Consider the following 24,009-nt stretch of genomic DNA (forward strand, 5'->3'; position numbering starts at 1 on the left):
ATGAAAATATTAGGGTTAGGTGGATCCATTCATGACTTTTCAGCTTGTATAGTTGTTGATGGGGAAGTTGCTGTTGCTATAGAGGAAGAACGATTGAGTAAAGTAAAAGGCTCCTATCATGATAGATCAACTTTTCGATGTAAAGCTGTTGACTACTGCTTAAAATACTTAGGTATTAACATAGATGATATCGATATTGTAATAGGAAATGACATTATTGAGTCAGATTATTATGTCAAGTTTGCTGATAAAATTAAGTTGATGAATCATCATTTATCACATGCATCTGCCAGTTATTATTTATCGAATTTTGAGAGGAGTGCAATTTTAGTTGTGGACGGAAGAGGTAGTTATACAGATGAGAAAAATCGCATCCGTGAAACGATAAGTTTCTATACGTCTAAAAACTGCCAAATAACTCTAAATAAAAAGGTAGAGGGAATCGAAAGTGATGATTTTGAAATAGTAACTAATTCATTGGGAATGTTTCTTCAATATGTCACCATAGGTATTGGATTTCATGAGATGGATGATAAAAAAACCATGAAGCTAGCTGCCAAAGGAAATGATCGATTTGTTCAGGATTTTTATCAATTTTATTCAATTAGCGAGGGCGAATTTATCCAAGCAAATGAGCAACTGGAAAGCTTAAAAAGGTATATCAAACAGAAGTTAGAAGATGCACATGCAACTAAAATAAGAGATCAAATTAAGGCTGATTTATCGTATGCGATTCAATACCATTTGGAGATCATTGTGCTTGAAATGTGCAATTATCTCTATGAGCGAACAGGGGAAGAAAATCTCTGTCTATCTGGTTCAATATTTGAGAATGCTACTCTTCTATCAAAAATAAAAGAGTTATCTCCGTTTAAACGATATTTCGTATCAACATTTATGGGGGATGCTGGAACTTGTTTGGGTAGTGCATTATATATGTATTATCAAGATAATTCAAAAAAACTATTAACTAACAGGAGTTACTCGCCGTTTCTAGGCCGAAAATATACGCAACAAGACATTAATACTGCACTAGGCGTGTATGATGCAAAGTATGAACATCTCGATAGTTACCCTGAGAAACGCTTAGCTGAATTGCTTGAACAAGGAAATCTAATTGGAATCTTTAATGGGCGAAGTGAATTTGGACGAGCTTCCTTAGGTAGTAGATGTATTTTGGGTAATCCAAGTTTTTTATTAAATAAAGTCAGATTAAATAAAATAAAGAATAGAAAACTGGAAAGTTCGTTTATGGCTTTCATTCTAGATAAAAATTGGTTAGGGATAGATAATAATAATCTATCCTCCCCTTATTTTGTTAACACTTGTTATTTAAACAGCTCAGAAATACCACCACCGTTAAATAACGGTAATTGGTCAACTTATTTTATTACAACAGATCAAAAGGTCAATTCCCTAATTCATAATTTAGTTAATGAATTTTATAACCTCACTGCGTTACCGATGGTTATCAATACTCCATTAAAAATTTCTGGAGCAACTTTAATTGAAACCCCGTTAGATGCTTTAGAATTTTTTTATCAATCTTACTTGGATTATCTTTATATTGATAATTATTTAATTACGAAAAATATGTAAGGATGTTGATATTCAATTTAAATAAAGAAAAACGAGCTCTTTAGCTCGTTTTTCTTTATTTATCGTTTAAAAACTATGGGGTTCAAATACGTATTTGCATAATCTCCTGAATTACGATTCGGGAAGTACGTTTTTATGTGATTAATCCTTTCATCGGTATCAGGATATGCGATTTTAGCTGGGTCTGCAAAGAAAGTGATAGTCATTACTTCCCTATCAAAGCTTTCGTTATTTTGACTGGCTGCGTGAAGAATCCATCCATCATGGAAAGTGGCATCTCCGGCTTTCATTTCACCGTAACTGACGGTTTCCAGATTCTCTCTTACAACTTGTTTAGTAGTCATACTTTTGTATCGGTGAGATTTAGATACAAAGCATAAAGAACCAATAGAACTTGGAATATCAATAAGGGGCATCCACATGGTTATTTTCTTTTCTGGGATTAGTTCGGCCATATAGTTATTATCCTGATGCCACGGGGTAGGTCCACCTCCCGTTTCTTTAATAAAAGATTGGTCTAAATAGAGTCGAACACAATCTACCCCCAATAAATCTGCAGCTATTTTTCCAAACCTACGAGCAGTTACAAACTTTTTGATTCGTTCATCCTTCCTCCACAGGTTAATAGTTTGTAAGAAAGCTTTACCAAAAGTATCACGATCTTCTAGTAATCTAGTTTCCTCATTGTAGTTTATAGCTACTTCATGAATTATTGGTCGATAGAAGGATAGTTCTTCTTTAGTAGCAACACCTTTTAGTAAAGAATGACCAAGAGTAGTGAAATTCAGTATTTGCTGTTTTGTTAATTCGTATTTGCTGTCTAATGAAGGTAATTTGTTGGTATTCAAATTATTACACCTTTCTTTTTACCATTCCCGCGAATATAGAATAGGAGTATAATGACTTGAAGCTTTGTCTCCAGGTTTTTTCGAGGGGAATAGTCTTTTTAAATGATAATTTCTAGCATCTTTAACCTTATTATCTTCTGGATCTATGATAGTTAAATCATCAGCTATATAGATGATGGTTAGTACTTCTCTATAATAGGGAGTTGGGTTTCCCGCAGCATAATGTAGAGTCAAGCCAGAATGAAATGTTGCATCTCCAGGATTCATTGCTCCATATTCAACTAAAGGATATCCTTTTCTGGCAGCTAATAAAACATTTTCAGTAGCTAATTCATGTGAACGCGACACAAATCCCATTGATCCAATTTCTTCTGGAAGGTAATTGAGCGCCATCCACATGGTAATCGTTTTATCTGGATAAGTAGGTAGCATGTAACTACTATCAGTATGCCAGGGAATGGCTTTACCACCTGGTGGTAAAAAAATGGAGGAATCGTGATACAGACGTATACGATCTTCGCCAAGGAGATCAGCAGCAATTTTTGCGAACCTTCTAGCAAAGGTAATTCTTTTTATCACTGGATTTGTTTCCCACATATTCATAACAGATGGAAACGCCTTCTCCACACCATAATGATGGCGATCTTCTTTGGGAACATGATAGAGGTTATTCGATTTAACATGTTGGGCTACGAAGGTTCTATAGACGTTCACTTCTTCCTTTTTCATTACGGAAGGTAAGAAAATGTGTCCATCTCTCTGATAATTTTCAATTTGTTCTTCAGTTAAATTATATAAAGAGTCTAAATTTGGTAGTATCATATGCTTCACCTCAATATTTTAAAGTGTTTTTAAGTTCAGTTGAAGAAAACCGTTTTCTCTTACCTAAACATAAAACCTTCGTTCCAACTATGTGGGCTGTACGATGTTCAGGAATTAGTTTCCCTTTATAATCAATTCCTTTAACAAAATAATTAGGTTTTATCTTTTCAATCATATCTGCTAAATTAAATTCATCAATTTTTACAACGTAATCGACATATTCTAATGCGGAAAGAATGCTTACACGGTCCATAAAGGTAAAAAGGGGAGGCTTTCCTTTAACTTTTGTAAATGATTGATCAGAATTCACTCCAACAATAACAACTCCATTTAATAGTTTTGCTTCTCTTAAATAATCAAGATGGCCAGGGTGGAAGAAATCAAAACATCCCCCAGCTAGGATAATGTTGTGTTGCTTTTTTTTTTGTTCTTTTACGATGTCAACCAATGAATTAACGGTTACAAGTTTACTATTCATTTTAATACCTCAGCTTTTATATTAAATTTACTTGCTAAATAAAGGGATAAATCATGTATAGTATTTCGATGGGGATTATAAATAAAACAAAGAGGTGAAAATTGAAGATTGGTAAATCGGTATGAAAAATTTTTAAACTGCTCTGGAATAATAATTGCGCTAATGTTAAAAGGAGTATTGAAATAGTTATTTGCAGATTGATAGGATAAATTATCGGCTAGAATCTGATGAGAAGATATAACTAACATGGTAGTATCCTTCGGGTCTGTTTCTTCAATATTTGTAACCACACGGATAGTATTAACACCGAGCGCTTTAAGCTCCTTGGTGATAAGATTCTTATAATATCCTTCTAAATTAGCTGTCTCAGACAAGTTTTTTATCCAAATAGTTGACATTAGTATCACAGCCTTAAATTTCTTCTATGTTATATCCAGAGATAGTTTGATCAATAGTAATTCTTTCGGGACTTGAAAATTCAGATTCTAGTAACCTTATTAAATGTTTGAAAACCAATTCACTTGGTATATCGTTTATTTCGTTAGAGGTCGGACAAAGACTATAGTTTTGGCTGAGTACCCTAAAACTAACAAAGGGATTCTGTGGACTTGCAAGGGGTTTGTCCTTCCCCCATATTGTTATAGAAGGAGTTCCGACAACGCCTGCAATATGTCCACAGACACTATCAATACTTACTACAGCATCTAATTTACTTATTACAGTGAATAACTTAGAAATAGGAAGTAAACTTACATCTAAATCGACAAACTCATTTGATATGTGGGGGGATGGAGTTAGGTTGATTAAGGTTATGTGATTCTCTTTACAAAACCTCACCAATTTATTTATATGTTCCTCGTCCCAAGAACGTTGTCCGTCTCCGTTGTCTAATTGAATACCAACTATACTACTTCCTTTACATTTTAGGTACATTAATTGCTCTTCTATTTCAGTAGGTAGTAATGGATATAGTTCTTTAGAAATAAACGGAGAGACGGGCTCTGAAAAACCTAAAGATTTTGTTGCAACATCTAATAGGTGTAAATGGGGAGGATGATCTAGCCTTGTGTTAATAAAGTGCACATCACTATAGAAGTTGGATTTAGTAAGAAATTCATAGATGTAATAGCTATCAAAGTGGGTGTATATTCGACATTCAGGAAATAGGTCTTGTAGTAACTTCAAAGGCTTTCCTCTAGTTATAATATCAACCCTACAGTTTTTTTCTTCTAATTGAATAAACTTTTTTAATTGTTTATAGATGATTGCTACATCTCCATTCCCAAAAAACCAATCTAATAATACTGCCTTTATTTTTACTGGTTGCTTTTCTTTTGTATACTGATAATCGTTTCTAGTGGGGAGAAATACGGGATAAATCGTATGTTTTGATGGGAAAATGGTGTAAGAATAGAAAAAGTCACTATTATATAATGTGTTTATCAATCGGTCATTTAATAGGAAAGAGTCCACCTTTGGATTGATTTCAATTAAAATAGAACATGGATTCTCCAGAAGGTTTTTGTTGCATCCTGAATCGGTATTGTTTTCTCTAAGAAGGTGTTCTATTTTAGTAGGCATGTCAGATTTATCTAGCAAAATGATTTCTAAGTCGTGAAAAATTTTGGACAGTTGAATCGTACAATTCCCCTCAAATATTATGATACTTTTACTGTATATTTCTAACATAGAAATAGCATCAGATATATATTCTTTCTCGATTAAAAAAACATATTTATTACCTCTGCTTTTTAATAAGCTTCTGTTTTGTTTTACCTTTTCTCTAAAAAGATCCATATTATTATCTATCCACCTTTATTGAACGATAAGCGGTTTCTAATTCTTCTTTTTCAACAACAGCAGTAAAATCTTTTGAAATAGATATTGCTGCACTTAAATTGGCAAAGATGAATGATTTTAATACAAATCGGTGAGTGATTAATGAATAAACAAACCCTGCTATATAAGAATCACCAGCCCCCACTTGACAAATAACATTTTTAGCACTTGCTGGAATATGAAGAATGTTATTATGATTGACAAAGAAACTTCCGAATTTGTCTGCCTTTAAGAGAATGTAATTAATTTGATAAGACCTGTTTATGTCCCGTGCAATAGTAATTGCCTCGTTTACATGATTAAACTTCTGATTTTGGAGTTTCTCTAGTTCATCAATGTTAGGAAATAAGAAATCAGCATTAGAATAACAAGAATTAGGACGACTACCGGAAGGATCAATAAGAACAAGGATATTTGCTTTCCTTGCTTTATTAATTAATTTTTCTATTATAGCATCGCTGAATGTTCCTTTATTAAGATCAGATATAATAAGATACCCAATTCTGTCTTGTAATTTATCAAATAAAGATATGAGAAATTGATACTCAGATGTTGTTAAATCAGCATATTCCTCGTCGTCGACTCGTAACAGTGCTTGTTTTCGCTCGTCTAGATAACGCATTTTAAGCGGTGTCCTGTTATTGCTTTTGGAAATATAACTTTTGATGCTCGGATCTAATAACGTTTCTAGTTTATTTCCTAACACGTCATTTCCTGCCAAACCATACAAATGGACAGTTATATCTAATCTCGCCAAATTATTAGCAACATTTGCAGCATTTCCTGCTATATATGTTTTTTTTCTAACCATTAACTTATTTATTTTCTCATTTGATGCATAAGACCGTTTGCTTTCAATATAACAATCTAAAACAATATCACCTATAATCAATACTTCTTTTTTTTCGTTGTGTAGTTTATATCCTGGCAAGCGGATTCACCTTCTAAAATGGAATTACATCTATCTTAATATATTTTGTTGAATATATATCTGCTTAAATTGTTTAAATTTCTTTTAGGAGAAGCCGAGTCATATACTTTTTTAGAATGCAAAATTACAAGTACGCAAGCACACCTTTTAATATTTAACATATTTCTTTAGAGACTAACATTGGGACATATAGGAGGAAGTGCGTTGTTTGGTTATCCAATCTAACTAGAGTATTCTATGGGGGGAAGTAACTATGAAAGAATATGACGGCATTAATAAATTAATAGAACGATTGCCAGAAGTAAAGCAATGTAAATCTCAAATAAATCAGGCATATGAATATCTGAAAAATGCATTTATTTCTAAAAATAAGTATTTGATATGTGGCAACGGAGGAAGTAGTGCTGATGCAGACCATATGGTTGCTGAATTAGTCAAATCCTTTTATAGAAAAAGAATTTTATCACAAGAATTGAAACAAAAATTAGAACAACTTGGGGAAAGAGGTATTTACCTGGCTAATCACCTCGAGTCTTCAATACCTGCTTACTCTCTCTCTTCTCAAAGTGCAGCGATGACAGCTATTGCAAATGACCAAGGATACGATTTATCTTTTTCCCAACAAATAATCGGCTATGGAGAGAAGGATGATATCTTAGTTGCATTTACAACTTCCGGAAGGTCTGAAAATGTTATCAATGCAATCCATACAGCTCATGCTCTTGATATGCATATTATTTGTTTTACAGGTAACCATGAGAGTTTTATTGGGGCTAATTTATGTGATGTTATTATAAAAGCCCCGTCAAACGACACATACCGCATACAAGAATATCATCTATCGATATACCATACTTTATGTTTAATTCTGGAAAAAGAACTATTCCAGCAAAAATAAGCCGAGAATTTTGATACAAGCAATATTAAACTCAAAGCTAGATACTATTACAAAGGGCGTGTGATCGATTGGACATTGGCAAACATAAGAAAGAGTTCCATTATAATGGTTATACCATTATAAAGGAAGCTTACTCTAACCAGGAAGTGGAAGAGTTAAAGCGAGAATATGAAAAAGTTTGGCTGGAAAAGGTGGCTAGTGGTGAGATTAAACAAGACCCAACTAAACCCTTGAATAGTCTTTATCCTCGACAAAGGGATACTCATCTAGAGAATAAGGAAATATTAAAATTTGCCTTTAAAGAAAGTGTATTAAATGTTTTAGAGATGTTTATTGATGAGGAAGTTGAACTAATTTCTACTAACTTTTATTACAAGCCGCCGACTATGGAGGGCATCCCATTTCACCAAGATAATTATGGAATTGGCGTTTCACCAGGTACTTGTCATGCAATATGGACCTGCCTGGAAAAAACAGATGAAAATAATGGCGGAATGAGGTTTGTTCCGGAATCTCATAAGCTGGAACTATTAACACCTAAGAAAGTTTACAATGATGAAGCTGACACTTTTGGAGGGTATATTCAAACATTAGAAGTACCTGATGGTTACGACATAATCAGTGTAAATACAGAACCAGGTGACGTTGTAATCTACCATGGACACGCTATTCATGATTCCACAAAGAACAAATCTGCCTCGGATTTTAGAAATTCCATCATTTGTCATTACTGTGGTACAAGTAGCAAAAAATTAACACTCAACTATAACAAAATAATAAATAAAAAAGGAGAAAGAATTCGAAAACGAGTAAATATGTCAAGTTTTAAATAAAAGGAGGAACAGATGAAAAATCTAATATCAAAAGAACAGATTGAGGAGTTTCATAAAAAAGGTTTTATTAATGTTAAAGGAGTTTATAGTGACCAAGAGGTGAATTCGATAAATAAGCAGTTCCGAAACCATTGGATACAGCTAGTCCAAAACGGTGAAATACATGCCAAAGAAGATAGACCACTTGAGAGTCTTTTTCCAAGAATGAGAGATTATCACCGGAAGAATCCTGTCATTATGAAGCACACGCTCAAATCAGAAGTCTTTGATTTGATGAAAGCTGTTATTGGAGAAGAGCCTCTAGTTATATCAACTAGTTATTACTTTAAGAGCCCAACAACGCGGGAACTCCCATTACATCAAGATAATTACGCTTTCGGAGTATTCCCCGGAACAACATATGCTGCTTGGGTATCGCTCGATTACACTGATGAACAAAATGGGGGGTTACAATTTGTGCGAGGAACTCAGGAAAAAGAATTGGAAGATCCTGAAAAAGACCCAACAAATGTAAGGGAGTATTTTTCGGATAAGGGACAGGAAATTAATGTACCCAAAGGTTCATATGTAGAAAATATCACAACAAATCCAGGAGACGTCGTGATATTCAACGGAAATATCATCCATGGGTCTACTGCAAATGTGACAAAGGATCGATATAGAAGATGCTTATTAACGCATTTTACAGGCGTCAGTGTTGAAAGGTTGGCATTAAACTTTAACAAGCTAGTTAATAGGGAGGGCGAGAAAGTTAGAAGGAGATTCAATAATAATACAAAAATCGCAGAGAAACAGGGCACCATTTTTTCCATTAAAGATGCAGGTTATTTTGATTCTTGGAGATAGGAGATGGTACTTGAGTGTTTTCAACAAAAGGAAGCCTTAGCCATGAATTTAATGAGAATGGTCATATCTTTATCAAAGGTCTAGTTGACAAACAAGAAATTAAACATCTGGAAAAGGAAATAGAACTGGTTCTCCAAGACCTATCCCAAAAAGAATTGTCTGATTCTGAACGCGATGATTTTAGTAAAGGATTTTTGGAGGTAACCAATCTATGGACAAGATCAGAAACCATCCGTAATTTTGTGCACTCACCTTTATTGGCTGAAGTTGCAGCTAAACTATTGGGTGTAGATGGAGTTCGGCTACACTATGATTGTATTCTGTTTAAAAAACCAAAAAGTAATTCTACACCATGGCATCAAGATCAAGTTGCATGGCCTTTGGATACGGATAATACAATCACTTTATGGTTGCCGTTAAATAAAATATCGGAGAAACTTGGTTCCCTAAAATTTATTAATGGCTCCCAAAAATTTGGTGAAATAAGCTTAAGAAAAGCCATTAGAGAGGGACTAAAAGAAATTAATTATGGCTGTCTTGAGATTGGTGATGTTACATTCCACAAGGGATGGACGCTTCATAGTGCTGATTCAAATACCTTTCATGAAACTAGAAAGGCTTTTGCTATAGTCTACTATGCAGATGGGGCGAGGCTTACAAAGCCTAAGCAAAATATTAAGCAGGATTTTTATAAATTTTTCCCTGGGATTGAAATCGGAGGCTATGCAAATAGTAATCTAAACCCACTTCTATACAAAGAGTAATCTCCAATTTATCCATAATATTAGCTATTTGTTAGTGGTATCTTTTTAGGATTTAATAATAAACAATCCCCCATATAAAGGAGCTTGAAAATTAAAGAAGCTTAGTTAGAGATTGTTAACTAGTTACTTTCTTAAATTAATTCAAGTTTTAGAAAATCCAAACCATTAATAGTTAATATTGCACTCTGCTTGGGATTATAAAGAACTAGCTTGTGATTTGAATTTTTAGTGTACCTCCGAATGGCCCTTTCTATATCTTCTACTCTTATAATTTGATAGTTAAATTGTTCTAACTGCAACATACGATAACCTCCAATATCTTTTTATTCATTATGGAGGACTAATAAATCCATCGGCTCGGCTTTAATCGTTCTTTTTTACAGGATTCCAATAATCTCAGTATTTTTTAGGCGAGTTTTTTATAACCATTTCATTTAAAATGGTAAAAACTAGAGAAAGGGTGATAGAAATGGAATATTGTTATTCTACTTCGAGTATCAAAACAAAAGACATCCCAGAGCTAATTAATCGCATTTATCTTTTATCAATAGATGTAACAAATGTGACGCAAACGGATAGACAATTAATCGTGACATATGAAGGCGACCAAGAAAAGAGTTTTCATGAGAACTTAAATAGATTAATTATGGAAAAAGACCGGCAGATCCGTAAAAAAGTGATTGATGAAAATAACAAAAACTTAAAGGTTTATGGGGACTTTATCCACCCTGTAAAAGAAGAGGAAGGTATTAGTTATAAAGGAGATATAGCGCTTCTATTTGAGGGAATAAGAAAACAGTTCGACCTATTGGCTCAAAAATATAATGCGACGTATACCAAATACCCAAGTATTATGTCTGAAAAACTCATGAAAAAAACCAATTATGCATTCCATTTTCCGCAAAACACATATAGAGTATTTGAGATAAAGCATCAAAAGGAAAATTTAGAGAAATACCGCCTTTACTCAGAATATAATCTAGATACTGGTGATCTATTTCAATCATCTGACTATTATCTAAGACCCTGCCTATGTTACTTCGCTTATAACGATAGAGAGGACCAATCACTTTCAGATGAACTTGAAGTAGTTTCCAGTTTTGGTCAATGTTTTCGGCATGAGAACAACCATCAAATATCTCCTTATCGATCAAGAGATTTTAATATGTATGAAATTATTTACTTAGGCTGTAAAGAGAAAGTGACTGAAACTAGAGACCATTTGCTAGAGGAAGTAATAAAACTATTTGATCAATTGGGCCTTAAAGGAAAAGTTGAAACAGCGAATGATCCCTTTTTTATGAAAGAAGATAGAAATAAAATAGCTTACCAAAGAGCCGGCGAGAGAAAATATGAGTTGATTTTTTCTCCAAACAAAGAAATAAGTTATTCGGTGGCTTCATTTAATTTATGCGACCATGTAATAACGGAATCTTTTAACATTAGTACTAACAAAGGAGATCTGGCTTACTCAGGATGTACTGCGTTTGGTGTTGAACGATGGGTACAGGCAATTGTGTATACGTATGGAACAAATCGGCAGCAGTGGCCAGAGTGTCTGCAAGAGTTGATCAAAAATGGTTAAAAAGCTTCCAATTATTAATAATCCAGGTTTATCAACTGAATGTTATCACAATTGTAGATTAAGTATCTTATTTGCACATACGCAATTTCATTCATGGATACGTAGCCATTTTATTAATTTAAAGGTTCAAAACGAGAATCCTGATCAATTCCCTATGGTACGGATGGAAGAACATCTAGACATTTATTCCGAAATATTATCTGAGGAGTTAATACAAAAGAAAAAATCTTGGATAGAATCTTTTATATCTAACTTAGAGGAAGAGAAATATATATTAGTTTTTTTAAACTGGAGATTAGTTCCTAGCTCTAAATATTTTATGAAAGAAGATATCATTCATGAAGCAATTATTTATGGCTACGATGATAAGAAAAAAATCTTCAGTGGAATGGGATTTGATGTAAATGGCAAAACATTTGGAGAGTTTGAAATCCCATTCTCGGAATTAGATACTTTAGTAGAGAATACGATTGAACATCATTTATATAAAGAGAAATGGTTCACTTTTTATGGATTTCCTGCTGTTTCCCTCCATATCAATTATTACCCAGACAAAGTAGTAGATAGAACTAAGCTATTCTTTGCTTTAGACCGTTCTACACAATTTGATGACAACGTTTTAAAAAAGGGTTCTTTTGCAAATGGGCATTACGTTTATCTTTACCTTTTCAATTATTTTAGAGAAATAATGACGTCTCAGTATCGTTTATCTCCGAAAGAGTATGGATTATGGAATATTATTCAATACAAACTCTTACAACACAAAAAGCTTAATATAGCGACTGCTCAACAGCTATTACACGAAAACAGAAGCGATTGTGGAGATATTATAAAAATATTAAATTTATATGATGATTCAAAAAGAGAATTAACTAACCTCCGGAGGTTATCACTTAAGTATCAACAACAAAGTCAAAAACAAATTATTGATGCACTTTGCCAAGGGTATTACAAAGTATATGAAATAGAAAAAAGAATTCATGCGTTATTTAAAAATTGGCTGGTACAAAGCAAGATAAATGAGGTTCTATTAGCGAAAAAATAGATTTTATTTATTTAATAAACCAATTCTTTATGGAAGGATAGATATTATAATGACTCACAATGAAGAGATAGTTATGAAGTGTTTAAAAAACGTTCTTCACAATGTTGCCTTTACAAAAGAAGATAATTTACATGAATTAGGGATAGACTCCATGACTTTTATTCGACTTGTAGTTGAAATAGAAGATGAATTTGATATAGAGATTGATGATGAAGAGATCATTTTAGATAACTTTAAATCGTTCTCAACGATTGTCGAGCTAGTGGAGAGAAATCTAAATGATAAATAATAAAAAAAGTTTTTACGATTTTATTTCAGTACCTAGAGTTGTAGATTGGAGGTTTCCCGATAAAGACGGTTTTTGTAATCGCACCTTAGATTGTAAACAGCTATGTATAAAAGAGGTTTTAAACTGGAAAGGGGAAACAGAACTAATAAAGGTTTTTTTAAATCCTTTCGACTGTTCTCACCATGATCTTCAATTACGGCGGTCTGATCCTACATTAAACATGGGATATGTTATTCAAACAATTAATGCTATTTCACCTGAACAAGTAAAAAAGTTGGTAATACAGCATATTAATTACCATGGATATTGTCTGCTATTCTATAAATCATATAACACAGAATATTCAGGTTACTACCAAAGGTATGATATTGTACACTGGTCTCTAATCGTTGATGCGGATGAAAAGGGGATAACTATTATAGATGAGGCAGGTGATCCTAAGTATTTCGAAGGGCAACGAGGTAGAATTCCCTGGACAGACTTTTTAAATAATTGGAAGAAAGACCAATACCATGGTCTAGGTGAGATTCATTTAAGTCAGAACGAGAACCTGGAATGGGAGGATGAATTTTTTTACATTGTAAAAGAATCAGTCACTAATATGATCAATTTAAATGGATTGAATCAGTTAAAAGATTATATTTGTAGAATTAAAGACACACCATCTTCTCAGTTGGTTTCTATATTAGAAACCTTAGAGTTTGATGTACATTATTATAGGCGATTAAGAGAATTATGGTTACTTGCAGTAAATAAAAAAGTGATCCCCCAAAGGTTTTTGGATCCATCATGGGTAGAGGAGCTATTCTATTTGTGTAAATGTTGGTCGCTAATTATGGGTGTTCTTATGAAATGGAAAAGACAACCAGATAAAGATTACAAGCAAAAATTAGTAGATTTCTTAGAGCAGACTTTGGAAAATGAAAGAAAATTTTTCACAGCTCTTAAAGACGTAGTTGGAGCATAAAGATGGATGATGTTGCACAAGTCGTTCTATACAATTCCTTAAATATAAATAAAAGAGAAAAAATATATATATTATCCACTGGGGAGTCTCCATTAGTAGATAGTTTGATAAAGCGGTTAACTATAATTGGGGCCTATGCTTATGTGAAGCAAATAAAAATTAGTGAGTTAAAATCACTCATCAACTATGGAAACTCCTCATTCTTTAGAAATCTACTTAAACATGAATTGAAAATGCTTCATGAAATGGATGCTTTTATTGGTGTTACCCATGATATAAATACTTTTGAGATGAATGAAATCGATAATAAAAACCATCAATCGTATTATAAGTATTTTTACGAACCGATTATGAAATATGCACAACAAACAAATAGATGGATACTTATACATGCGCCATCTATTGCTTTATCACAACTAAGTAAACAGTCAAGCAAAGAGATAAATCGTGTATTTGAAGATTCGATTATCAAGTTTGATTATAAAAGATTTTATAAAAGAGCGGTTGACATAATGAAACTTTTAGAAAACACGAACGAAGTAAAAATTATTGCACCAAACACCAACTTGAAATTTTCAATACAGGGTATTGATTCTGATTATTGTGATGGCAAACATAATTTGCCTGGTGGCGAGGTCTTTACAGCTCCCAATTTATCGACCGTACATGGCTATATTAATTTTAATGTTCCTTTTAACTCCTTTGGAGTAAATTTTGACTTTGTAACATTAGAGTATACAAATGGTGAACTGACTTACTTTAATACTAGTAATAATAAACGATTCAAGGAAATATTAGATTCTGATCATGGAGCAAACTACTTCGGTGAATTTGGCATAGGGTTAAATCCTTATATCATAAAGCCTTTTACTACTTCTGCATACGATGAAAAGATGTTAGGAAGTATCCACCTTGCATTAGGGCAGTCTTATAAAAGTGCTTATAACTACAATGATTCTACAGTTCATATGGATTTAGTACTTTCATTATTAGAGAGGGATGGAGGTGGAGAAATCTATTTTGATAATTCGTTAATTATGAAAGATGGAGTATTTATAAAGTAACGAGATGAAAATGTAAAATTAGGTGGGACTTTAAATGGTTAAGGTGTTAATAAGTAGTCAACGGTTATTAGGTCACTTTTTACCAGCATTAAATATAGGGCTTGCCTTACAAGAGCAAGGATATAATGTTACTCTTTTGGGTCACGAACAAAATGAGAATTATGTAAGAGGAACAGGGATAAAATTTGTGAAAGTCGGTTGGGATAAAATTCCTAATCTATTTTTAGACGAATTTTATAATGAGATATTAGCAAAAATTAATCCGCATTATTATGATTTATTCTTTTGCGATTCCACTCAGCCACCACCAGCATACATTGCTGAAAGGTACAAAATACCATGGATAAGTTTTCAAACTACCGTTCCTTTTCCGTTTGATTTGATTCCAGGTAATCCTATAGTGAATAAACGATTTCAAGTTAACTACGAAAAAAATTTAAATCATCTGCGTTCAATTATTCATCTTCCGAATCTGTCAAAAGGGTCTGTTCGTTCAAGAGGAGATCTAGCAGGGATTTCCCCTTATAAACATCTAGTGTTTGTATACCCAGAACTACTAAATAATAAAATACAGTTACCTAAAAACACGTTACTCGTTGGAAATCTGAACAATCAAGTGGAGCAAAATAATAAAGGTAAGTATCAATTTGGTTTGAGTCCTTCCAAAACTAAAATACTAGTTTGTACATCTTCGATCCCAAGAATTGAATATCGAGAAGTAATGAACCGTTATATAGAATTAGTTATTGATGCATATGGAAATGACAATTCATATGAGGTTATCATTTCCGACAAAAGAAGTTGGTGGGGGAAAGAACTACCTTCAAACATTTATTGGATAAAAGATGTACCAATACATGATTACTTGTTGCCACAAGTTAATTATGTTGTAACCCATGGTGGATGTGGTACGCTGCAAAATGTAATCAAATACGGGAAACCTATGATTATTATACCACTAGGTGATGATCATGAAATTTGGGCAGATTTATGTAATCAACTTGGAATATCGGAAACGATCTTACCAAGTCAACTAAATAAAAAAAATTTGCTCAATAAAATGTATTGTATAGCTAAATCTATGAACAAATCTAGAAATCTACAAAAAACAGTACTTTCTTACAATCCTACAAAGCATACCGTAGAAATCATTCGAAATTTTTTAGGAGGAGACACATGAATAAAGAGGAATTTATAGAAGTTGCGAAAGAAATAGTAGAAAGTGATAAGTTAGAACTTGAAAGCTCGTTTAAAGAACTTGGAATGGATTCAACGCATGTAATTGAGCTTCTGATTGAATATGAAATAGAGTACAACATCGATATACTTGATGATAATTTAAATCTGGACGATATAAAAACGCTTGGTGATGCTTATGATTATATTTCAAAATTAGTATCAACCAAATAAGGAGGGAGTCCCTTGGTTGCATTCTTATCAAAAGAAGATTTGGATTTTTTTAAAAACGAAGGTTACTTCATTATTAGAAATGTATACAAATCTGAGGAAATGACCAAAATCAAACAGGTATTTAAGAAATTATGGTTAGAAAAATTCTTAAATGATGAAATCATAGTTGATGCAAAGCTGCCAATGGAGAGCTTATTTCCAACCATGCATGAAGTGCAGAATCAAAATGACATGATGAAAAAGTTCATGATAGATAATAGAAACTTCGAAATAGCAAAAGAGCTGTTAGGAGAAGAACCCTTAGTTATCGGAACTACATGTTTTTTTAAAGGGCCACAAACCAAGGCATTGCCATTCCATCAAGATAACATAGATAACGGGTGTATACCTTCGAACAATGTGGCTTTATGGATCAGTCTTGAGGAAACAAATAAAGATAACGGTAGTCTATGTTTTATTCCAAAATCGCATAAATTTGGGCTTTTTTCTATTAATCTATCTTCCGCACACCCTTATGGTGTTTTAACAACTGCCATCAATGAGGATAATCCTAATCTACCTGAAGATATGCAAATTGTCCATATAGAAACACAGCCAGGTGATGTGGTCGTATTTGATGGCAATACAATTCATGGTTCTAATGGGAATAATACTTTAAACAAATTTCGAAGGTCGTTTGCTATTCATTTCACAACCAGTGATGTAGAGAAAGTATTTTCGAACTTTAATAATTTATATGATAGAAAGGGAAACATCGTTAAGAAAAAAGTTAATAAAGATCACGGACTTATCCGAGATTTACTATTACCCGCTGGTGAAGTCAATAAAGGAGAAAAGATATATTAAATGGGGTCCTTAAATGGAATTTTTTCATGATATTGAACAGCAATTAAACAAATATAGTAAAAATGATATAAAGGGAAAGTTAGATTATTTAATCAATGAAAATTATCATCTATTAACTTTGAAAAATGATCTAACTCCAAAAGATTACTTTTTTTTCATTAGTAAGCTTTCAACTATATGCCACAATACAGCATTGTGCTTTGCAATGCACTTATACACGTTATGGGGTTTAAATTTAATTAAGAATAAATACAAGCTAGCAGTAAAGTATATTAATGCTGTAAAAGAAGAGGGCTACTTATTAGCCTCCTTAAATGAACCAGGGATTTATTTTGTATCACCTTATACCTTTAAGGAGAATGATTTTAATATTATAGCCAAGGCAGTGGATGGAGGATATATCTTAACAGGCGTAAAACCCTTTGTATCGATGGAGCCCTCTGTCAATTATCTGCCTGTTTATTGTAGAATTGAAAAATACAATGGGAAAGACCTTGGGATATTTGTTGCTATTGTGTCCAAAAATGACTTAGGAATCCAAGTTATCAATAATTGGGATTCTATTGCAATGGAGTATACACAAAGCAATAGTATCGTACTTGATAATGTTTTTGTTTCAAACAACGATATAGTTATACTGCCTAAAAATTCGGCTGAGGAAACAGATCTGTTTGGTTATTTATTTCGATTAAGTATTTGCGGAGTGTATTATGGAATGGCTGAGGGGGCTTTAGCGTATGTAAGGGAGCAAGCAACGAACCAAAAAATTCCCCACATGAATAAGCCACTGTCTTTCTTACCTGGAGCGCAATATAGTGTCGCTCAAATGATTATCTTCCTAGAAACTAGCTACTCCCAAATAATTCATTACTGTGATGTCCTTAAGAAATTTTTTGAATCCCCAACTGACTATAATACAAAAAAGGAAATAAAGAAAATCAGTTTAGTCACTAAGGAGTATACGACCAAGTCAGCGAAAGAGATTGTCGACATTGGTTTAAAAGTAGTAGGGATAAAATCTCTTTCAAAGAGCAATTATTTATCCGAACTCTATAAGGATGTTGTGGCTGGACTTTATCATCCTCCACAACACGATGTTCTGTATGAACTTGTTGCAAAAGACTTTTTTGGTATCATAACATTGAAAAACCGTTGGTAGGTGAATTAAGTGAAAATTTTAGGACTAGGAGGTTCAGGGCATAGCTTTTCTGCATGTATCATTGAGAATGGAAAAGTTATTTCAGCTATTGAAGAGGAGCGGCTGAATAGAATAAAACACTCATTATTTACACGGGATACATCAAATATTAAACGTGCCAGGAACAAAGCAGCTAACTATTGTCTTCAATCGTCTGGTTATCACATAAATGAGATTGATATTATTACGTCAAACGATATTATAGACCCGCGTTATACTGCAAAATTTCACGACAAAACAATATTCTTCAATCATCATCTAACGCACGCAAGTAGCGCTTATTTTACTTCTCCCTTTAAGGATGCCGCTATACTTGTCGTAGATGGGAATGGAAGTTACTTTGGAGAAAATAATAATAAATATGAAACGATAACATTATACACTGGAAAAGAAAATAAAATTCATAAATTATCTTCAACTTACGGAACAACAGACACCAATGAGAGTTTTGAATTCCATCCTCATAACTCGATAGGTGGTTTTTACCGAGCTGTTACGGAAGGGATTGGTTTTCATTTCCTTCAAGATGGAAAAACAATGGGGCTATCATCCTATGGCTGTGAAAAATACGTAAAATTATTTTACAAATTCTATCATCTTGATAAAGGATATTTTTTGCAGTCCAGAAGTGATTTAAATCGATTAAAGAACTTTATTAAAGAGGAATTGGCCACTACTGATCAACCTTTACAGACGAAAGCCGACTTTGCTTTTGCTGTACAGTATCATACAGAAGAAATATTAATTAAGCTAGCTTGTCGGTTATATGAGCAAACTAGATCTCCAAATCTATGCTTTTCAGGCGGTGTAGCATTAAATAGTGTGGCGAACACAAGACTTTTGAATGAAACCCCATTTGAGAATATATATATTTTCCCTGTTTCAAGCGATTCAGGTTGTTCAATTGGCAGTGCACTTTACTTATATTATTCAAAGTTAGGGAATATATGGGAACCTGCTAAAACCCCTTTTTCTCCCTTTCTTGGAAAAGAGTATTCGAAAGATGACATTCAACATGCCATAAAATTATTTCAGGATCAAATCAGTGTTAATTATACGGAAGATATCGATCAAATAACTTCAAGGAAACTATCAGAAGGAAATATCGTAGGCTGGTTTCAAGGGAGATCAGAAATTGGACCACGAGCTCTTGGTAATCGAAGCATTTTGGCCGACCCGAGGCAAATAAAGAATAGATACAAACTTAATCTGCTGATTAAAAAAAGAGAGGTATTTAGACCCTTTGCCCCCGCTGTAATGGCTGAATATCAAGATCAATACTTTGATAGCAACGTGCATTCTCCTTATATGTTAAATGTATTTCCAATTAAAAAAGAAAAGGTAAATCAATTACCTGCGGTCTCCCATGTTGATAAGACCGCACGAGTACAAACAGTAATAAAGTCAATACATCCAAAGTTTTACAATCTTTTAAATAGCTTCTACTCCATTACCCAAATACCAGTCTTACTAAATACATCTTTTAACACTAACGGTCAGCCTATTATTGAAACTCCAGCAGAGGCGATTAAAAGTTTTTTAGAGCTAAATTTAGATTACTTAGTAATTGACAAATTTGTTATTAAAAAAAGAGAGAGAAGGGACTGAGCATATGGGATTATTATTTGAAAATAACATATGTTGTACATTTATACATTTCGATAATCTTGAAAAGGCAAGTAATTGGTACGAAAAAACTTTGGGATTCTCTGTTAGAAAGAAAGATTTACCAAAAGGATTTGTGGAACTCCATATGGAGGGTGTAAACCTTACACTCTTAACTTGGAGATCAACTGAAAAAGTGCGCCCAAAACACCCGGTATTTACCTTTTATAGTTTAGATATTGAAGCGTCTCATCGGAAATTAAAAGATAAGGGAGTAAAGGTATACGATTTTAGCAATGCTGGTTCTGTTTCTGGGTTCTTGTTTGAAGATTTAGAAGGAAATATACTGATGGTTTGCAGCTAAAAATGTTTAAAGTTGGCAAACTTTAAAATTTAATAGGGGAGCATTTTATTGTGTATAAAATAATAAACCTGAACTATTGGTTTAACAACAAAGGTTTTACAAACGAAGATGAGTTGGAGAAGGGAGAGCTTAGTTTAAGCTTTTCATCTTTGCCTCAAAAATTAATTAATTTTGATAAAAATATTATCTATAAAGGTATTCCATTTAAATTCTCTCAGAATAATTCAGGTGACAATATGGAAATGACTGGCCAGAGGATATATTTCGGGGAAACATGGAACATCCAAAATATCCATGTTTTGGGTACTTCAAACAATGGTTCGTTTTGTGAAGAGGTACATATTTATAACGATTTCAAACCTCTTGCCAGTAAGTCTATTTGTTTCTCTGATTTTATTCAACCATTTCCACAATTTGATGAAGAAATTGTGATTAAGTTTCCTTATACCCATACACAAAATGGAATAAATGATAATTTTTCTCCAATTATTTGGTATACATCTATCGATTTTGATAAGCCAATACAGGCAAATAATTTGTTATTTGAGGATAACCCTTCTATGCATATTTTTTGTATGACAATTGAGGTGAAGATAAATGAGTAGTAGTTTGATAAAAGATCATTCATTGAATTGTTTTCAAACAGTTATAACATCATTAGCAATACAACAAGGAATCCCTAAGGAAGAAATATGGTATCAATGCGGGCTATACTTTGATATTAAGGATGGTATTAATTTTTTGCTGGATCCCAAATATAAAACAATACACTCTCAGTTTAAAAATGATATTAATTTTTATTCCCAAGACTATGCTTTATTAGACAAATGCATAGAAAGCGTAGATAAACTTCTTGTATCGCATGGTCCAGTTGCACTAACAGTAGATGCGTTTGAATTAGACTATACTGTTTCCTATAAAAATCTTAACTTAGATCATTTTATAGAAGTGTATGAAAAAGAAGGAGAAGCATATAAGATTTTTGACCATTATTATCATTTTGAAGGGAAGATAACAAGAGAAAACTTAGTTAAAGCGATGGAATCTTATCAAGCTAATTTTAATAATGCCATTCTTCAACTATATTTTATTAAAGCTAAAGCGAATTTTAAAGGGTTGACACAAAAAGAAATTCTTTTAATCGTTGCTGAAAATTATAACGCGATGCTTGGGATTCGGACAATAAAAAATAAAGATTTAAAAGGATACTTTGGAATACAGGGCTTACCGCCGTTAAAAGATAGACTACTATTAACAATTAGAGATGGTGATAATAAAGAGTACGAGCAATTTGAAGATGAAATAGGTCACTGGTTTAACAGTCTTAAAGACTTTTCTAATTCACGCCTAAATTTTTATAGATTACTTGAGAAACACATTCCAAGTCATGACACCTCTTTTTTGATAACTGCCTCTCATAGTTGGTCTTCATTAAGCAATATGTTATTAAAAGGTCTGCACACAAACAAATTAACCCAAATGTATGAAAGAATTGAAAAGAAATTTAATAAAATAATTCAATGTGAACATGATAATCTAGTTAGATTAAGCACCTTAATAGTAGATTTAGAACGGAATTTAAATGAATAATAGGGATTTAAAAGTGCATGAAATGGAAGGTTTTTATACGAACCCCTATTATGTGCAATTTTCCAAGAGTAAATTGGTGAATATCCTTTTATAATGATGACAATCGTAAGGGAGGTGTCATTATGCCAGCAGCTAAAATGAGAGTATAAGCGTTTGATGCATGGAAGCACCCGAGTACCTAATTTAGGTATTTGGTTGCTTCTTTATATCCTGACTTATTCAAGATACGAGAAAATGCAATCATGGACAAAATGTTTTTCTCTTATGATAAAGGAAATAACTTTAGAAGTGTATATGAGATATATTTCTTTTATCTTGTTTATAAATAAATGCTCATTATGAGCAATCTACCACGCGTAAAATGGTGAATATCCTTCTATAATGATGATAATTGTAAGGGAGGTGTCATTATGCCAGCAGCTAAAACGCCTGTTTAAGTGTAACAGAAGCATTGGAATACCTAATTTAGGTATTTCGATGCTTCGCTTCCTATTATCCAGACTTAATAAACTAAGAAATGTCTGCGTGCTTTATATGATGAAGAAAGCAAGTATAGACGAGTATATGAATTCTATTTATTTTATTATTAATACATAATTATTAGATTATACAAAGCTGTAAAGGACTTTTTCTTGAAATATTAAATTGTGAGAGAAGAGTAATTTCGCTTCATTACAGTTTAGAGAAGAATGTAAAGGAGTTGAATCAAATGAAAGAAATTGATAAGGTTAAGGTTTTTAAAGAGGTAATGAGGAATTATCCTACAGGAGTAACAATTGTTACTGCTTTAGATAAGGATGATCAACCGATCGGTCTCACAGCTAATTCCTTTGCCTCGGTATCATTAGATCCATTGTTGGTATTATGGTCAATTGACCATAAAGTGTCTACTTTTAATGAATTTGCAAAGGCAGATAAGTTTGCAATTCATATACTAACTGGCGAGCAGACGGATTTATGTAAATTATTCTCCAGTAAAAACAAGGATCGATTTGCTAATTGTAATTGGTCTTTATCTGAAAATTCATTGCCAATAATCGCTAATACATGCAGCGTATTACAATGCAGAACGTTTAATAAAATAGAGGCAGGAGATCATCTTATTTTAATTGGTGAAGTATTTGCGGTTGATCATTCAAATCAAGAACCAATGTTGTACATTAAAAGAAATTTCGGACAAATACCAAACGAATTTTATTTATAAAACATTACTTAAAAACCTAATATTCATTTATCTATTGATAACGAGGTGGGGAATTTATGAAGGAACTGTTTAAATATTTAGCCTGGACCTGTTATATTAACAATTTAAAGTTTGAATATACTCCCTCATCAGGTGGACTTGAAATTTACTCCACCGATAGAACGTATGAATTGATTACTATTGGATACCTTAAAAATTGGCATAAAGATCCGTACGATGTGTTAGTCCAAATGGAGTATGAAGTAGATAACTTTATTAGATTAAATGGTATTGAGGATGAAACGCGTTATGTTAAGCGTCAGAGAGGGATTACATGGGAAGAGCAAGCAATGAAGGAAGCTGGACATAAATTAAGTGATTTTGAATAGAAATAATATGACTAAATAAGGCCTTTCTGCAACCACTATGGTTAATGCAGAAAGGCCTTATTTAGTATGCCCTTTGTCTGACTTAAGTTAGATAACGAATTATTAAAAGGTGGTGATAAGACAAATAATTTTCAAAAAAATTAATTCTTTTGAAAGGTTTCTGAAAGAAATATCGTTATAGTAAGAGAGGGGAATTATTAAAAACTGAAGGAGTGGTTTTGGAATGAACACAATTAATCGTTTAGGAGATGTATTGATTCATGTAAAGGATTTAAATAAGTCTGCGAAATGGTATGCAAAAATCTTAGAACTACCTCTTGCTGAAGAGGATATTCAAGGACCTGTACATTGGTTTAATATAGATGGAGGACGAGGAGTTCTTTTAGATGATAATCGCAATAACTCCTCACATGTCCGTCCTTCTTTCATGCTGCATACCGACGATATCGATAAAGCATATCAATTAGTTGTTAAAAATGGTGGGGAAATTATTCGAGAAATTGAAAGAGATGAGATGGTATCGTTTTTTAACTTTAAAGATATGGATGAAAATATGGTTATGATATGCCAACAGCATTATAAACATGAGTAATATTCACAGGGGGTACTAATTATA

28 protein-coding genes are annotated in these 24,009 nt (G+C 32.9%); 21 read left to right on the plus strand and 7 right to left on the minus strand.

Annotated features, from left to right (window positions below; all coding sequences use genetic code 11):
- Positions 1-1,599, plus strand: coding sequence for a carbamoyltransferase N-terminal domain-containing protein (locus tag NST46_RS09450; RefSeq protein ID WP_095312227.1), 1,599 nt, complete (start codon positions 1-3; stop codon positions 1,597-1,599).
- 59 nt (positions 1,600-1,658) lie between these two features.
- On the opposite strand, the gene NST46_RS09455 is transcribed toward NST46_RS09450, so the two are convergent.
- From NST46_RS09455 to NST46_RS09480, 6 genes are read right to left on the minus strand one after another with little or no spacing between them, the layout of a single operon-like run.
- Complete coding sequence (locus tag NST46_RS09455; protein ID WP_095312231.1) at positions 1,659-2,447, minus strand: phytanoyl-CoA dioxygenase family protein; 789 nt, start codon at positions 2,445-2,447, stop codon at positions 1,659-1,661.
- 18 nt (positions 2,448-2,465) lie between these two features.
- Complete coding sequence (locus NST46_RS09460) at positions 2,466-3,269, minus strand: phytanoyl-CoA dioxygenase family protein (protein ID WP_095312235.1); 804 nt, start codon at positions 3,267-3,269, stop codon at positions 2,466-2,468.
- A 10-nt stretch (positions 3,270-3,279) separates the two neighbouring features.
- Positions 3,280-3,747, minus strand: coding sequence for an adenylyltransferase/cytidyltransferase family protein (locus NST46_RS09465; RefSeq protein ID WP_095312238.1), 468 nt, complete (start codon positions 3,745-3,747; stop codon positions 3,280-3,282).
- A complete protein-coding gene (locus NST46_RS09470) occupies positions 3,744-4,145 on the minus strand; it encodes a hypothetical protein (protein WP_095312241.1) in 402 nt (133 codons plus the stop codon). The genes NST46_RS09465 and NST46_RS09470 overlap by 4 nt, the downstream gene beginning before the upstream one ends.
- Before the next feature lie 13 nt (positions 4,146-4,158).
- Entirely contained in the window at positions 4,159-5,544 is a 1,386-nt protein-coding gene (locus tag NST46_RS09475; protein ID WP_095312244.1) for a glycosyltransferase family 9 protein, read from the minus strand.
- Positions 5,545-5,548: 4 nt separating this feature from the next.
- Positions 5,549-6,517, minus strand: coding sequence for a PfkB family carbohydrate kinase (locus NST46_RS09480; protein WP_340002808.1), 969 nt, complete (start codon positions 6,515-6,517; stop codon positions 5,549-5,551).
- 253 nt (positions 6,518-6,770) lie between these two features.
- Between NST46_RS09480 and NST46_RS09485 the strand changes: the two genes are divergently transcribed.
- The 4 genes from NST46_RS09485 to NST46_RS09500 all read left to right on the plus strand — a co-directional run bounded on the left by NST46_RS09485 (position 6,771) and on the right by NST46_RS09500 (position 9,858).
- Complete coding sequence (locus tag NST46_RS09485) at positions 6,771-7,415, plus strand: D-sedoheptulose-7-phosphate isomerase (protein WP_095312251.1); 645 nt, start codon at positions 6,771-6,773, stop codon at positions 7,413-7,415.
- A 68-nt stretch (positions 7,416-7,483) separates the two neighbouring features.
- Positions 7,484-8,248, plus strand: coding sequence for a phytanoyl-CoA dioxygenase family protein (locus NST46_RS09490; RefSeq protein WP_341137105.1), 765 nt, complete (start codon positions 7,484-7,486; stop codon positions 8,246-8,248).
- Between the two features lie 12 nt (positions 8,249-8,260).
- Positions 8,261-9,094 (plus strand): phytanoyl-CoA dioxygenase family protein, encoded by an 834-nt coding sequence (locus NST46_RS09495; protein ID WP_341137106.1) that lies wholly within the window; start codon positions 8,261-8,263, stop codon positions 9,092-9,094.
- 14 nt (positions 9,095-9,108) lie between these two features.
- Entirely contained in the window at positions 9,109-9,858 is a 750-nt protein-coding gene (locus NST46_RS09500; RefSeq protein WP_095312260.1) for a phytanoyl-CoA dioxygenase family protein, read from the plus strand.
- A 131-nt stretch (positions 9,859-9,989) separates the two neighbouring features.
- Here NST46_RS09500 and NST46_RS09505 read toward each other — a convergent pair whose 3' ends face one another.
- Positions 9,990-10,160 carry a hypothetical protein gene (locus NST46_RS09505; RefSeq protein WP_158586231.1) on the minus strand — a complete coding sequence of 57 codons (171 nt, stop codon included), beginning with the start codon at positions 10,158-10,160 and terminating at the stop codon, positions 9,990-9,992.
- 137 nt (positions 10,161-10,297) lie between these two features.
- Here NST46_RS09505 and NST46_RS09510 point away from each other — a divergent pair, with 137 nt between their 5' ends.
- From NST46_RS09510 to NST46_RS09585, 16 genes are all read left to right on the plus strand, one after another.
- Positions 10,298-11,443, plus strand: coding sequence for an aminoacyl--tRNA ligase-related protein (locus NST46_RS09510; RefSeq protein WP_095312263.1), 1,146 nt, complete (start codon positions 10,298-10,300; stop codon positions 11,441-11,443).
- Positions 11,436-12,488 (plus strand): hypothetical protein, encoded by a 1,053-nt coding sequence (locus NST46_RS09515; RefSeq protein WP_095312267.1) that lies wholly within the window; start codon positions 11,436-11,438, stop codon positions 12,486-12,488. Before NST46_RS09510 ends, NST46_RS09515 begins: the two co-directional genes overlap by 8 nt.
- Before the next feature lie 73 nt (positions 12,489-12,561).
- Positions 12,562-12,777 carry a phosphopantetheine-binding protein gene (locus tag NST46_RS09520; protein ID WP_158586230.1) on the plus strand — a complete coding sequence of 72 codons (216 nt, stop codon included), beginning with the start codon at positions 12,562-12,564 and terminating at the stop codon, positions 12,775-12,777.
- Complete coding sequence (locus NST46_RS09525) at positions 12,767-13,744, plus strand: hypothetical protein (protein ID WP_341137107.1); 978 nt, start codon at positions 12,767-12,769, stop codon at positions 13,742-13,744. Before NST46_RS09520 ends, NST46_RS09525 begins: the two co-directional genes overlap by 11 nt.
- Before the next feature lie 2 nt (positions 13,745-13,746).
- Positions 13,747-14,808 (plus strand): aminopeptidase, encoded by a 1,062-nt coding sequence (locus NST46_RS09530; protein ID WP_341137108.1) that lies wholly within the window; start codon positions 13,747-13,749, stop codon positions 14,806-14,808.
- A gap of 34 nt (positions 14,809-14,842) precedes the next feature.
- Positions 14,843-15,988 (plus strand): glycosyltransferase, encoded by a 1,146-nt coding sequence (locus tag NST46_RS09535; RefSeq protein WP_341137109.1) that lies wholly within the window; start codon positions 14,843-14,845, stop codon positions 15,986-15,988.
- Positions 15,985-16,218: a phosphopantetheine-binding protein gene (locus NST46_RS09540; RefSeq protein ID WP_095312281.1), complete on the plus strand. Its 234-nt coding sequence runs from the start codon at positions 15,985-15,987 to the stop codon at positions 16,216-16,218. Before NST46_RS09535 ends, NST46_RS09540 begins: the two co-directional genes overlap by 4 nt.
- Before the next feature lie 12 nt (positions 16,219-16,230).
- On the plus strand, positions 16,231-17,064 hold the full coding sequence (locus NST46_RS09545) for a phytanoyl-CoA dioxygenase family protein (RefSeq protein WP_095312284.1): 834 nt from the start codon (positions 16,231-16,233) through the stop codon (positions 17,062-17,064).
- Between the two features lie 13 nt (positions 17,065-17,077).
- Entirely contained in the window at positions 17,078-18,223 is a 1,146-nt protein-coding gene (locus NST46_RS09550) for an acyl-CoA dehydrogenase family protein (RefSeq protein WP_341137110.1), read from the plus strand.
- Between the two features lie 9 nt (positions 18,224-18,232).
- Positions 18,233-19,870 carry a carbamoyltransferase family protein gene (locus NST46_RS09555; protein WP_341137111.1) on the plus strand — a complete coding sequence of 546 codons (1,638 nt, stop codon included), beginning with the start codon at positions 18,233-18,235 and terminating at the stop codon, positions 19,868-19,870.
- A gap of 4 nt (positions 19,871-19,874) precedes the next feature.
- Positions 19,875-20,231: a VOC family protein gene (locus NST46_RS09560; RefSeq protein ID WP_095312293.1), complete on the plus strand. Its 357-nt coding sequence runs from the start codon at positions 19,875-19,877 to the stop codon at positions 20,229-20,231.
- Between the two features lie 50 nt (positions 20,232-20,281).
- Entirely contained in the window at positions 20,282-20,836 is a 555-nt protein-coding gene (locus NST46_RS09565) for a hypothetical protein (RefSeq protein WP_341137112.1), read from the plus strand.
- Positions 20,829-21,821 carry a hypothetical protein gene (locus NST46_RS09570; RefSeq protein ID WP_118889183.1) on the plus strand — a complete coding sequence of 331 codons (993 nt, stop codon included), beginning with the start codon at positions 20,829-20,831 and terminating at the stop codon, positions 21,819-21,821. The genes NST46_RS09565 and NST46_RS09570 overlap by 8 nt, the downstream gene beginning before the upstream one ends.
- Positions 21,822-22,530: 709 nt before the next feature.
- The gene (locus NST46_RS09575; RefSeq protein ID WP_095312301.1) at positions 22,531-23,025 is read left to right on the plus strand and encodes a flavin reductase family protein; all 495 of its coding nucleotides are present in this window, start codon (positions 22,531-22,533) and stop codon (positions 23,023-23,025) included.
- A gap of 56 nt (positions 23,026-23,081) precedes the next feature.
- Positions 23,082-23,393 carry a hypothetical protein gene (locus NST46_RS09580; RefSeq protein WP_095312304.1) on the plus strand — a complete coding sequence of 104 codons (312 nt, stop codon included), beginning with the start codon at positions 23,082-23,084 and terminating at the stop codon, positions 23,391-23,393.
- 223 nt (positions 23,394-23,616) lie between these two features.
- Positions 23,617-23,985 (plus strand): VOC family protein, encoded by a 369-nt coding sequence (locus NST46_RS09585; protein ID WP_118889182.1) that lies wholly within the window; start codon positions 23,617-23,619, stop codon positions 23,983-23,985.
- The last annotated feature ends 24 nt before the right edge of the window (positions 23,986-24,009 follow it).

The sequence above is a fragment of the Oceanobacillus sp. FSL W7-1309 genome, assembly GCF_038002145.1.
In the GTDB taxonomy this organism is placed as follows: Bacteria; Bacillota; Bacilli; order Bacillales; family Amphibacillaceae; genus Oceanobacillus; species Oceanobacillus profundus.

What these genes read in the sequence shown, in the direction of transcription:
- NST46_RS09475 (WP_095312244.1), bottom strand. Translation starts at nt 5,544, where the DNA reads ATGGATCTTTTTAGAGAAAAGGTAAAACAAAACAGAAGCTTATTAAAA.
- NST46_RS09525 (WP_341137107.1), top strand. Translation starts at nt 12,767, where the DNA reads ATGATAAATAATAAAAAAAGTTTTTACGATTTTATTTCAGTACCTAGA.
- NST46_RS09505 (WP_158586231.1), bottom strand. Translation starts at nt 10,160, where the DNA reads ATGTTGCAGTTAGAACAATTTAACTATCAAATTATAAGAGTAGAAGAT.
- NST46_RS09510 (WP_095312263.1), top strand. Translation starts at nt 10,298, where the DNA reads ATGGTAAAAACTAGAGAAAGGGTGATAGAAATGGAATATTGTTATTCT.
- NST46_RS09560 (WP_095312293.1), top strand. Translation starts at nt 19,875, where the DNA reads ATGGGATTATTATTTGAAAATAACATATGTTGTACATTTATACATTTC.
- NST46_RS09550 (WP_341137110.1), top strand. Translation starts at nt 17,078, where the DNA reads ATGGAATTTTTTCATGATATTGAACAGCAATTAAACAAATATAGTAAA.
- NST46_RS09535 (WP_341137109.1), top strand. Translation starts at nt 14,843, where the DNA reads ATGGTTAAGGTGTTAATAAGTAGTCAACGGTTATTAGGTCACTTTTTA.
- NST46_RS09580 (WP_095312304.1), top strand. Translation starts at nt 23,082, where the DNA reads ATGAAGGAACTGTTTAAATATTTAGCCTGGACCTGTTATATTAACAAT.
- NST46_RS09530 (WP_341137108.1), top strand. Translation starts at nt 13,747, where the DNA reads ATGGATGATGTTGCACAAGTCGTTCTATACAATTCCTTAAATATAAAT.
- NST46_RS09450 (WP_095312227.1), top strand. Translation starts at nt 1, where the DNA reads ATGAAAATATTAGGGTTAGGTGGATCCATTCATGACTTTTCAGCTTGT.
- NST46_RS09465 (WP_095312238.1), bottom strand. Translation starts at nt 3,747, where the DNA reads ATGAATAGTAAACTTGTAACCGTTAATTCATTGGTTGACATCGTAAAA.
- NST46_RS09515 (WP_095312267.1), top strand. Translation starts at nt 11,436, where the DNA reads ATGGTTAAAAAGCTTCCAATTATTAATAATCCAGGTTTATCAACTGAA.
- NST46_RS09485 (WP_095312251.1), top strand. Translation starts at nt 6,771, where the DNA reads ATGAAAGAATATGACGGCATTAATAAATTAATAGAACGATTGCCAGAA.
- NST46_RS09495 (WP_341137106.1), top strand. Translation starts at nt 8,261, where the DNA reads ATGAAAAATCTAATATCAAAAGAACAGATTGAGGAGTTTCATAAAAAA.
- NST46_RS09460 (WP_095312235.1), bottom strand. Translation starts at nt 3,269, where the DNA reads ATGATACTACCAAATTTAGACTCTTTATATAATTTAACTGAAGAACAA.
- NST46_RS09540 (WP_095312281.1), top strand. Translation starts at nt 15,985, where the DNA reads ATGAATAAAGAGGAATTTATAGAAGTTGCGAAAGAAATAGTAGAAAGT.
- NST46_RS09575 (WP_095312301.1), top strand. Translation starts at nt 22,531, where the DNA reads ATGAAAGAAATTGATAAGGTTAAGGTTTTTAAAGAGGTAATGAGGAAT.
- NST46_RS09520 (WP_158586230.1), top strand. Translation starts at nt 12,562, where the DNA reads ATGAAGTGTTTAAAAAACGTTCTTCACAATGTTGCCTTTACAAAAGAA.
- NST46_RS09470 (WP_095312241.1), bottom strand. Translation starts at nt 4,145, where the DNA reads ATGTCAACTATTTGGATAAAAAACTTGTCTGAGACAGCTAATTTAGAA.
- NST46_RS09570 (WP_118889183.1), top strand. Translation starts at nt 20,829, where the DNA reads ATGAGTAGTAGTTTGATAAAAGATCATTCATTGAATTGTTTTCAAACA.
- NST46_RS09585 (WP_118889182.1), top strand. Translation starts at nt 23,617, where the DNA reads ATGAACACAATTAATCGTTTAGGAGATGTATTGATTCATGTAAAGGAT.